8 protein-coding genes are annotated in these 10,456 nt (G+C 67.3%); 4 read left to right on the top strand and 4 right to left on the bottom strand.

The genetic code is table 11. The features are described 5' to 3' along the window. Positions 1-174 precede the first annotated feature (174 nt). The 3 genes from JSE7799_RS12680 to hemB all read right to left on the bottom strand — a co-directional run bounded on the left by JSE7799_RS12680 (position 175) and on the right by hemB (position 2,550). Complete coding sequence (locus tag JSE7799_RS12680; RefSeq protein WP_055663946.1) at positions 175-606, bottom strand: hypothetical protein; 432 nt, start codon at positions 604-606, stop codon at positions 175-177. A gap of 114 nt (positions 607-720) precedes the next feature. Next, positions 721-1,269: a copper chaperone PCu(A)C gene (locus JSE7799_RS12675; RefSeq protein WP_055663945.1), complete on the bottom strand. Its 549-nt coding sequence runs from the start codon at positions 1,267-1,269 to the stop codon at positions 721-723. A 285-nt stretch (positions 1,270-1,554) separates the two neighbouring features. Further along, complete coding sequence (hemB, locus tag JSE7799_RS12670) at positions 1,555-2,550, bottom strand: porphobilinogen synthase (RefSeq protein WP_055663944.1); 996 nt, start codon at positions 2,548-2,550, stop codon at positions 1,555-1,557. Positions 2,551-2,670: 120 nt separating this feature from the next. Between hemB and JSE7799_RS12665 the strand changes: the two genes are divergently transcribed. Genes JSE7799_RS12665 through JSE7799_RS12650 form a run of 4 tightly spaced genes read left to right on the top strand, consistent with a single transcriptional unit; the run spans position 2,671 to position 9,248 of the window. Further along, positions 2,671-3,213, top strand: coding sequence for a hypothetical protein (locus tag JSE7799_RS12665; protein WP_055663943.1), 543 nt, complete (start codon positions 2,671-2,673; stop codon positions 3,211-3,213). A 55-nt stretch (positions 3,214-3,268) separates the two neighbouring features. Beyond that, positions 3,269-6,784: a transcription-repair coupling factor gene (mfd, locus tag JSE7799_RS12660; protein ID WP_083480547.1), complete on the top strand. Its 3,516-nt coding sequence runs from the start codon at positions 3,269-3,271 to the stop codon at positions 6,782-6,784. Positions 6,785-6,842: 58 nt separating this feature from the next. Beyond that, positions 6,843-7,925 (top strand): porin, encoded by a 1,083-nt coding sequence (locus JSE7799_RS12655; protein WP_055663942.1) that lies wholly within the window; start codon positions 6,843-6,845, stop codon positions 7,923-7,925. A gap of 27 nt (positions 7,926-7,952) precedes the next feature. Further along, positions 7,953-9,248, top strand: coding sequence for a cation:proton antiporter (locus tag JSE7799_RS12650; RefSeq protein WP_055663941.1), 1,296 nt, complete (start codon positions 7,953-7,955; stop codon positions 9,246-9,248). Positions 9,249-9,251: 3 nt separating this feature from the next. Here the strand turns inward: JSE7799_RS12650 and JSE7799_RS12645 are convergent, their stop codons facing one another. Then, complete coding sequence (locus tag JSE7799_RS12645; RefSeq protein WP_083480557.1) at positions 9,252-10,409, bottom strand: multidrug effflux MFS transporter; 1,158 nt, start codon at positions 10,407-10,409, stop codon at positions 9,252-9,254. Between the last annotated feature and the right edge of the window lie 47 nt (positions 10,410-10,456).

Below are 10,456 nucleotides of genomic sequence, written 5' to 3'. Positions count from 1 at the left end.
CCTTGCGCGCAAGGTAAGGTCGTGACCGTCCTCGGTCGTAATGCGAAGATTTCCCCTTACGCGGATAGCAAAGGGGATATTGTTTTTACTAAGAAATTCCATCCATCCTGCGCCGACAAACTCGCGATCGGCAAGCAGCAGACGGATGGTCGTCGCGGGAAAATTCGCGAGATATCACTCCATCAGGGCGATGCGCATGTCGGTGTCGGAACACCCGCGGCCTTCGATCAGGCTCCAGACCAGGGGGACGCGGAAACGACGGGTGACGACTGCGAGCACGAGAAAGTTCACCTCGGTCTTGCCGATCTGCCAGTTGGTGCGGTCGAGCGCGAGCAGCCACGATTTGTTCAGGCCCAACAGCCGGACCAGAAGCGGGAGCGACCAGTCCTCGTCGAGATGGACGTGCTGGAAGAAGCGTTGCAACCGACGGTATGTTGACGAGGTCAGGGCCGATCCCGGTCGTTCGCAGGCAAGATGGCCGAGGTTCACGCTGCGCGCGCTGACCATGCCGATGACGATCATGCAAAGCGTCTCCAGACGGCTCTTGCTCAAGTCGAGATCTGGACGCAGAATATTCGTGAGGGCGGAGATGGCGTGGTGAAGCATCGGACGTTTCCTTGGTCGGAGTCATCCAGTTGAATCCATCCAGCCGCCCTCAGCCAGCACCCTGTCGTGTAGTGTGACGAAGGATGGCCGCCCCGACAGGCGGCCGTCCGACCCTCAGTTCCCGTGACTGGACGGTTGCTCCTGCGCGGTTCCGTGATCCGTCGCCGCATCGCTCGGGCCGGGCTGGCTGCCCTCCTGCCGCGCGCCGCGCGTCTCCACCGCGAAGATGACCTCGACCTCTCCGGCATTCTCGAAGACCAGCGTCGCTGGGATTTGCCTGCCCGCCTCAAGCCCGTCGGGCAGGCGCATGAACATCACGTGCAGCCCACCCCGCTCCAGCACGACACGCGCCCCGGCCGGCACGGGAATGCCGCCCGCGACCGCATCCATGCGCATGACGCCGTCCTCCAGCCGCATCTCGTGCAACTGCACCATGCCCGCGACTTCCGGCGCCACGCGGATGGCCACGAGCCGGTCGTCGGCCTCACCCTCGTTGACGATTTCCAGATAGCCTCCGGCCACCGGGGCATTGCCCACCGTCGCCAGCGCGAAGGGATCGACGATCGACAGATCGCCAACGTCATATTCCTGTGCCAATGCGGCAGGAGCGGTCATCAGGGCCGCGAAGACCGCAGGCAGGAGGGGGGGGAGGATCCGGCTCATGGCGTGTTTTTGCGCGACCATGCGCAGGGACGCAAGCAGAGTCCGATTGAGGAGATTTTTGCGGACCCTCTTTCTCGCTCAACCGATCCGGCGGCGCGACCTCAAGGCAGGACGGGAGGTTGCGAACGGACGCCTCATCGCATTCGCAACGAATATCGCTCCTGAGCCTGTTCAAAGCGAGAGACGAAACACTGTCCTTTCAGCGGAGCCACGCCAGAGCAGGCCGCCGCGGGCCGCACTGAAAGAAGGACGGATCCGCCGAAAGAGATCGGCGCCGGCCGCCGCTTATTCCCACCCGGCCCGGATCAGCCGCGCCGCCTCGGGGGCGAAGTAGGTCAGCACCCCATCGCATCCGGCCCGACGGAAGGCCATCAGGCTCTCCATCATGGCCCGCTCCCCGTCGATCCAGCCATTGCCGGCCGCGGCCCGGATCATCGCATATTCGCCCGACACCTGATAGGCGAAGGTGGGCACTTCGAAGCTGTCCTTCACCCGGCGGCAGATGTCGAGATAGGGCATGCCCGGCTTGACCATCACCATGTCCGCACCTTCGTCGAGGTCGCGCGCGACGCAACGCAGCCCCTCGTCGGCATTGGCGGGGTCGAGTTGGTAGGTCTTCTTGTCGCCCGTCAGCGCGCCCGACGCCCCGACCGCGTCGCGGAACGGGCCATAGAAGGCCGAGGCATATTTCGCGGCATAGGACATGATCGAGACGTGGATGTAACCCGCCCCCTCGAGCGCCTCGCGGATCGCGGCGATCCGGCCGTCCATCATGTCGGACGGGCCGAGGATGTCGGCCCCGGCCTCGGCCTGCGCCATCGCCATGCGGACCAGCGCGGCGACGCTCTCGTCATTGACGATCTCGCCGTCGCGGACGATTCCGTCATGGCCCTTCGCGTTGTAGGGGTCGAGCGCCACGTCGGTCATCACCGCCATGTCGGGCACCTCGGCCCGGATCGCCCGGATCGCGCGGTTCGTCAGGTTCTCCGGGTTCCACGCCTCTTCACACAGATCGGTGCGGAGCGCGAAATCCGTGTAGGGGAACAGGCAGATGCACCGGATGCCCGCATCCCGCGCCTCGGCGGCGGCGGCGACGGTCAGGTCGACGGATCGCCGGATCACACCCGGCATCGACGGCACCTCCTGGGTGACGCCCGTTCCGTCACACAGGAAAACGGGCCAGATCAGGTCGTCGACGGATAGCCGCGCCTCGCGCACCATGGCGCGCAGGGCGGGCGTTCGGCGAAGACGGCGGAGGCGGGGGGCGATCGATGCGGACATGCGCCTCCGCTGCCACGGGTTGCGACGCGGATCAATACGCGGCTTGCAAACCGCCCCTCTGCCGGGCGACATGGCCGGACCCGCACATTGCTCCGCCACAGGGGCCGCGGATGCGCCACCATGAGGCTTCGCGAACCCTTGGATTTCCTCTTTCTGGAACTGGCACTCGAAGCCATCGACCTGCGGTCCTTTTCCAACCTGTGGTTCTGGATCGGGCTTGCGGTGCTGTGGTCGACGGCGTCGCACTGGATCATCGGCGTGCCGTTCGACATGGTGCGCCGCGCCGCGCGCGGGCACGAGCAGTCCCTCGCGGACATGCACATGCTGGCCAACATCCACGCCCGCAGGTTGCGGTTCATCGCGATGGAGATCGGACTCCTGACCATCGGGTTCAGCTTCTTCGCAATCACGTCCCTGGCGCTTCTGGGCTTTCTCTACCGGATCGAGTTCGCGCAGGCGCTCCTGCTGCTGTTCCTGCCGATGACGATCGTGGGCTGGCTCTCCGTCCGCGCCGCGTGGCGGGTCGAGGGGCTTGCGCCGAACGATCTGGGCAACCTGCTGTTCGCCACGCGGCGCTGGATCCAGGCGGTCGGGATCGTGTCGATCTTCGTGACCTCGATGTGGGGCATGTGGGTCAACCTGAACGCGACGGTTCTGGGGTGACATGATCGCGCCGAGCCGGTTGACACCGCTCGCCCCGCCGTTACCTGACAGCGCCATGCCCGACGACATCGACGCCCCCTCCGACACCCCGCCCGAGGCGGCCCCGCGCCCGTTGCCCAACGGCCATGTCCGCGTCGGCGGCGCCCCCGAGGGGTTCGACGCGCGCGTGCTTCTCAAGGAACTCGACCGTGGCCACCCGGTCGTGCACGTCGCCCGCGACGACAAGCGCGCCGAGGCCATGGCCGCCGCGATCCGGGCGCACCGGGCGGGCGTCACGGTGCTGCGCCTTCCGGCATGGGACGTGCTGCCCTACGACCGTCTGTCGCCGGCGGCCGAGATCTCCGCGACCCGGATGGCCACGCTCACGGCGCTGGCGCATGGCCTGAACGGCGAATTCGTCCTGCTGACAACCCTCGCGGCGGTGACGCAGAAGCTGCCCGCGCGCGAGGTGCTGCGCGGTGCGGGCTTCGCCGCCCGTCTTGACCAGCGGATCGACGAGGCCGCCCTGCGCGACTTCCTCGTTCGCATGGGCTTCAGCCAGACCCCCACGGTGATGGAGCCGGGCGACTGGTCGCCGCGCGGCGGCATCATCGACATCTGGCCCCCGGGGCAGCCCGCGCCCGTCCGGCTCGATCTGTTCGGCGACACGCTCGATGGGCTGCGCCGCTTCGATCCGGCGACGCAGCGCACAACCCAGAAGCTGGAGCTGATCGAGCTGGCGCCGGTCTCGGAGGTGATCCTCGACGGCCCCGCAATCACCCGGTTCCGCCAGAACTACCGCATCGCCTTCGGGGCGGCGGGCACCGACGATCCGCTCTACGAGGCGGTCAGCGCGGGCAAGAAGGCGCAGGGCATGGAGCACTGGCTCCCGTTCTTCCACGAGACGCTGGAGACCTTGCCCGACTATCTGCCCGACGCGTCCTTCGTGCTCGATGAGGGGAGCCTCGCGCGGCACGACGAACGCTGGGCGCAGATCGTCGACATGTACGACAACCGGCGCGAGGCGATGAAGGATCGCGGCCGTGTGGACAGCGTCTACAAGCCCGCGCCGCCCGAGGGGCTCTATCTGTCGCCCGACGGTTTCGAGGCGGCGATGGCGGGGCGGCGGGCGCTGCACCTCTCGCCCCTGCCGACGGCGCCCGGCCCTAACGTGATCGATGCGGGCGGGCGGATCGGCCGCTCCTTCTCGCCGGAGCGTCAACGCGGCGACGTCAACCTGTTCGAGGCGCTGGCGGAGCATATCGCCGACAAACGCGGCGATGGCGGGGTCGTCGTGGCGTCCTACTCCGGCGGCGCGCGGGAACGGCTGGAAGGGCTGCTGAAGGATCACGGCCTGCCCGATGCGCGCGCCGTCAAGCGGCTGGAGGAGGTGGCGCGCGGTGAGGTCGGGCTTCTCATCTGGCCGCTGGAGCGTGGCTTCGACGGGCCGTTCGGGAAGCAGCGGCTGACCGTCATCTCCGAGCAGGACGTGCTGGGCGAGCGTCTGATCCGTGGCAAGAAGAAGAAGCGCCGGGCCGAGAACTTCCTGACCGAGGCGCAGGCGCTCGCGACCGGGGATCTCGTCGTCCATGTCGATCACGGTCTCGGACGGTTTACCGGCCTCGAGACGGTCACGGCCGCAGGCGCGCCGCATGAATGCCTCGTGCTCGAATATGCCGGCGGCGATCGCCTCTTCCTGCCGGTCGAGAACATCGAACTGCTCAGCCGGTATGGCTCCGAGGAAGGCCTCCTCGACAAGCTGGGCGGCGGCGCGTGGCAGGCCCGCAAGGCCCGTCTGAAGGAGCGGATCCGCCAGATCGCCGAGCGGCTGATGCGCATCGCCGCCGAACGCGCCGTGCGCCGCGCCCCGATCCTCGAAGCGCCGCGCGACATGTGGGAAACCTTCGCCGCCCGCTTCCCCTACGAGGAGACGGACGACCAGTTGCAGGCGATCGAGGACGTGGCGGCCGATCTCGGCTCCGGCAATCCGATGGACCGGCTGATCGTGGGCGATGTGGGCTTCGGCAAGACCGAGGTCGCGATGCGCGCGGCCTTCATCGCGGCCACCTCCGGCAAGCAGGTCGCCGTCATCGCGCCCACCACCCTGCTGGCCCGCCAGCACGCAAAATCGTTCCAGGACCGCTTCCGGGGTCTGCCGATCACGGTGCGCCAATTGTCGCGCTTCGTCTCATCCAAGCAGGCGGCCGAGACCCGTGCGGGCATCGCCGACGGCACCGTGGACATCGCCATCGGAACCCATGCCCTTTTGGCCAAGCAGGTGAAGTTCGCCGAGCTGGGCCTCCTGATCATCGACGAGGAGCAGCATTTCGGCGTCACCCACAAGGAACGCCTTAAGGAGATGCGCTCCGACATCCACGTCCTGACGCTTTCGGCCACGCCGATCCCGCGCACGTTGCAGATGTCGCTGACCGGGGTGCGCGACCTTTCGGTCATCGGCACGCCGCCGATCGACCGCCTCGCCATCCGTACCTACGTATCCGAGTTCGACGCCGTTCAGGCCCGCGAGGCGCTGCTTCGGGAACATTACCGCGGCGGGCAATCCTTCGTCGTGGTTCCCCGGATCAGCGACCTGAGCGAGATGGAGGCCTTCCTGCGCGAGCAGTTGCCGGAACTGACCTATGTGATCGCCCACGGGCAACTGGCGGCGGGCGACCTCGACGAGCGGATGAACGCGTTCTACGACGGCAAGTACGACGTGCTCCTGTCGACGACGATCATCGAAAGCGGCATCGACATCCCGACGGCCAATACGATGATCATCTGGCGCGCGGACATGTTCGGCCTGTCGCAGCTTTACCAGATCCGGGGCCGGGTCGGCCGGTCCAAGACGCGCGCCTACGCCTTCCTGACGACGAAGCCGCGCACCAAGCTGACCACGGCCGCCGAACGGCGGCTCAAGGCGCTTGGCTCCATCGACGCGCTCGGGGCCGGGTTCAACATCGCGTCCCAGGATCTCGACCTGCGCGGCGGCGGCAACATCATCGGCGAGGAGCAATCGGGCCACGTCCGCGAGGTCGGGTTCGAACTCTACCAATCCATGCTCGAGGAGACGATCGAGAAGCTCAAGCGCGGCGATGCCGGCCTTGCCGACGCCCTGTCGGACGATTGGTCGCCGCAGATCGCGCTCGGCGTGCCGGTCCTGATCCCCGAGGATTACGTGCCCGATCTGGACACGCGGCTCGGTCTCTATCGGCGTCTCTCGGGCCTTGAGAAGAAGGTGGAGCTCGAGGGGTTCGCCGCCGAATTGATCGACCGCTTCGGCCCCCTGCCCCGCGAGGTGAACGTCCTGCTGCGCGTGGTGCGGATCAAGGCGCTGTGCAAGGCCGCCGGGATCGAAAAGCTCAATGTCGGGGCCAAGGGCGCGACGGTGGAATTCCACGCCAACCGTTTCGCCCGCCCCGAGGGGTTGGTGGATTACATCAAAGCCCAGAACGGCGCGGCCAAGGTCAAGGGCGACAAGCTCGTGGTGCAGAGCGATTTCGCGGAGGAGGCGGACCGTATCAAGGGCGCCTTCGCCATCGCCCGCGATCTCGCCGTGCAGGCCGGCGCCGTGAAGCTGAAGGGCGAGTGAGGGAACCCGCGGAATCGCCTCGCGTTACGCTCTCGACCGTTTGGGACAGGAAAGCCGGATGAGAACCGCCCTCTTGGCCCTGCCGTTTCTGGCCTTGTCCACCTGCGGGGCCCTCGCGAAAGAGTCGCTGAGCCGCGAGTTCGGCGGCGCCACCGCGACCTTTTCCGGCCAGATCAGCTACGGCCTCCTGCGGACCGATGACGGCGAGGAGGAGAACGCCTTCTTCGTGGACAATGACAATTCCTCCACCCGCTTTCGTCTGCGGATCGAGCGGGAGCTTTCCGGCGGCACGACTCTCGGCGTCATTTGGGTCTTCGAGCCGCAATATAATTCCTCCGCCGCGGTCGATCAGCGCGACCGGTGGGTGGGGGACGAGGCCGCGAACCGCCGCCTCCAGATCCGCGCCACGCATCCCGGCTGGGGCGAACTTTCCGTCGGCAAGGGCGACACCGCCACCGAAGACGCCGCACAGCAGGATCTGTCGGCCACGTCGCTTGCCGGTTTCTCGGACGTCGATGCGCTGTCGGGCGGCATGGTGTTTCGCGACGGCGACGGGGCGCTGTCGGAGGTGACGGTTGGTGCCGCCTATACCAATCTCGACGGCCTCGGGCGACGCGAGCGGCTGCTCTACGTCTCGCCGTCGCGGGGCGGTATCACGCTGCGGACCTCGTTCGGCGGGGCGGAGGATTTCTTCGACATCGCATTGCGCTACGAAGGTGCGGCGGGCGAATTCGATCTGGCCGGGGGCGTTGGCTGGTTTCGCGAGGCCCGCGGCGACGATGGTCTGACCGGATCGATCTCGGCGCTGCACCGCGCGACCGGGATCAGTGTGACGGCCGCGGCCGGAAGCCAGGACCGGCAGGCCGCCCCCGACATCCGGACCCGCTATCTCAAGCTCGGCTGGCAGGATGAGGGCATCATGCCGCTCGGCCTTACGGCAATCTCGCTGGATTGGGGCCGAAGCGACGACGTCCTTCAGGCCGGGGACGCAGTCACGGCTTACGGGTTCCAGGCGGTGCAGGTCGTGGAGCGGATCAACACCGACCTTTATCTGGGCTATTGTCGTCACGATCTCGACCGGGCGAACGAGACCTTCCAAGATGTGGACTCCATGCAGATGGGCGCCCGATTCCGGTTCTGACGGTGCCCGACGCGAAAGGCGGCTGACATGTGGGGAACGATCGACGGTCGCGACCTGATCTATATCATCGTAGGGCTCGCCCTGCTCGGCCTGACGCTGCAACCGGCGTTGGCGCGCTATCGGCTGTTCAACCTGCCGTTCTTCTACGTCCTCATCGGCGCCGGGATTTCGGCGATCGGCCTGCCGATGATCACGCCCCTTGCCGGCGGGTGGCAATCGAAGGTGATCGAGCATGCCGCCGAACTCATCGTCATCATCTCGCTCGCCGGCGCGGGCCTCGCCATCGACACCAAGGCCAGCTGGCGGAACTGGGAGCCGACATGGCGGCTGTTGATCGTGACGATGCCGCTGACGATCGCGGCCGTGGCCTTCCTCGGGTCGTTGTGGCTTGGCCTCGCCCTGCCGGCGGCGCTCCTTCTCGCCGCCGGGCTCGCGCCGACGGATCCGGTTCTGGCGCGGTCGGTGCAGGTCGCCCCCCCGGGCCGGGGCGAGGAGGACATGGAGCTTGCGCTGACGGCAGAGGCCGGTCTGAACGACGGTCTGGCTTTTCCCTTCATCTACCTCGCGATCCACGCCGCGACCCTGGGCGTGGCGCAGATGGTGGAGGGCGAAGCATGGCTTTGGTCCTGGGTCGGCTTCGATCTGGCTTACCGCGTCGGCATCGCTGCGGCGGCGGGCTTCGTGGTCGGCTACATCATCAGCCGCATCATCTTCAGCCCGATCGGAGACGCCAGACACGGGGCTTGGAACGCTGTGGTCGTCATTCTCGCCGCCACGCTGCTGAGCTACGGGATCACCGAAGCCCTGGGCGGCTACGGCTTTCTCGCCGTCTTCATCGCGACGCGGGCCGGGCGGTCGAACACGCGCGGCACGGAAGACGAGGGCTACGAGAAGTTCGTCCATCACGGGGCGGAGCAGCTTGAGGCGATCCTTCTCGCGATCCTGCTTCTATGGCTCGGGACCTTTATCGGGGGCGGCGCGTTCGACAGCCTGCGCTGGCAGGAGGTCGCCTTCGCACTCGCCCTGATCCTCGTGGTGCGGCCGCTGGCGGGGCTGATCGGGCTGATCGGGCAGAAATCCTCCCGGCTTCAGCGGCGCAGCGTTGCCTTTTTCGGGATCCGCGGGATGGGGTCGATCTTCTACATCGCCTATGCGCAAAACCATGCGGGGTTTGAGGATATCGACGCGGTCTGGCGGATCGCCGCGGTGACGATCCTCGTCTCGATCCTGATCCACGGCTACGCCGCGAACTGGTTCCTCGACCACGAACTCGACCTGACGGAGGCGCATCCCCACGACGACAGCGCGAGGGAGTCAGACTGACGCTCAGCCCTCCTCCGCGAGCCGTCGGGTGAGAAACAGCGCCAATCCCCCCAAAACCGCCGCCCCGGCGATGAGCGGCAACGGCGTGCCGTCGAAGGCCAGCCCGATCGGAACCGCGAGCGACACCCCCGCAATCGTCGAGACCGCCGAAATCACCGAGGACGCCATGCCCGCGATATGCCCCATCGGCTGCATCGCGATCGCGTTGAGATTGCCGATGGTCAGCCCGGCGAGCGAAAATGTCCCCACCTGCCACAGCAGGAAAGATGCGAAGCGGACGGCGTCGGGCATCAGCCCCCCCGCCCACAGCATGGCCAGCACGACCGACAGCACGACATGCACCGCCAGCGCACGGCGCAAGAGCCACAGCATCCCAAGCCGTCCCACGAGATGCGCGTTCAGGAACGAGGCCGAGCCGGAGATGATCGCCACCAGCCCGAACCAGAGCGGGAAGGTCGCGTCCCGCCCGAATGTCAGGTCGTAGATCGGCTGGACCGACATGATCGTGGCGAAAAGGATGCCGAAGACGAGGCTTTGCACCGCCGTCGCACGCCGCACATTCGCGTGGCCCGCCACCTCGGCCGCCGCCAGACGCAGCCGCGCCGCGTTGAGCGGCCGGCGCATTGCGCGCGGCAGCGTCTCGGGCTGGCGCAGAAAGAGCCACCCGCCCGAGACCGCGGAAAACAGGACGAACGCCCAAAACAGCCCGCGCCAGCCGAAGCTCGCAATGATCCAGGACCCGACCAGCGGCGCGATGGCGGGGACCAGCGTGAAGGTCATCATCACGAAGGACACGACCCGCGCCATGCCCCTCCCGGCATAGAGGTCGCGGATCATCGCCGTCGCCGCCACGCGCGGTCCGCTGGCGCCGATGCCCTGCACCAGACGCGCGACGAGGAGCGCCTCGAGGCTGGGCGCGATGGTGCAGAACGCGGCCGCCACGCAATAGACCACCGCGCCGCCCACCATCACCGCCTTGCGCCCCAGCGCATCCGAGAGCGGCCCGACAAAGAGCGTCCCGCCCCCCATGCCGAGCACGAAGGCGACCACGACGAGCTGCACCCGGTTCGGTGCATCGGGCGACAGCGCCGCACCAATTTCCGGCAGGGCCGGCAGCATCGCATCGATGGAAAAGGCGATCGTCGCTGTCAGCATCGCCATCAGCGCGACGAATTCCGGCAGGGACAGCGTACGCCCGGCCTTGGGCG

This window comes from Jannaschia seosinensis (genome assembly GCF_001408515.1).
Classification (GTDB): Bacteria; Pseudomonadota; Alphaproteobacteria; order Rhodobacterales; family Rhodobacteraceae; genus Jannaschia; species Jannaschia seosinensis.
Note: the sequence above shows the minus strand (reverse complement) of the source record. Positions and strands in the feature narration are given on the sequence as shown.

What these genes read in the sequence shown, in the direction of transcription:
- hemB (WP_055663944.1), bottom strand. Translation starts at nt 2,550, where the DNA reads ATGTCCGCATCGATCGCCCCCCGCCTCCGCCGTCTTCGCCGAACGCCC.
- JSE7799_RS12650 (WP_055663941.1), top strand. Translation starts at nt 7,953, where the DNA reads ATGTGGGGAACGATCGACGGTCGCGACCTGATCTATATCATCGTAGGG.
- JSE7799_RS12665 (WP_055663943.1), top strand. Translation starts at nt 2,671, where the DNA reads ATGAGGCTTCGCGAACCCTTGGATTTCCTCTTTCTGGAACTGGCACTC.
- JSE7799_RS12655 (WP_055663942.1), top strand. Translation starts at nt 6,843, where the DNA reads ATGAGAACCGCCCTCTTGGCCCTGCCGTTTCTGGCCTTGTCCACCTGC.
- mfd (WP_083480547.1), top strand. Translation starts at nt 3,269, where the DNA reads ATGCCCGACGACATCGACGCCCCCTCCGACACCCCGCCCGAGGCGGCC.
- JSE7799_RS12645 (WP_083480557.1), bottom strand. Translation starts at nt 10,409, where the DNA reads ATGGCGATGCTGACAGCGACGATCGCCTTTTCCATCGATGCGATGCTG.
- JSE7799_RS12675 (WP_055663945.1), bottom strand. Translation starts at nt 1,269, where the DNA reads ATGAGCCGGATCCTCCCCCCCCTCCTGCCTGCGGTCTTCGCGGCCCTG.
- JSE7799_RS12680 (WP_055663946.1), bottom strand. Translation starts at nt 606, where the DNA reads ATGCTTCACCACGCCATCTCCGCCCTCACGAATATTCTGCGTCCAGAT.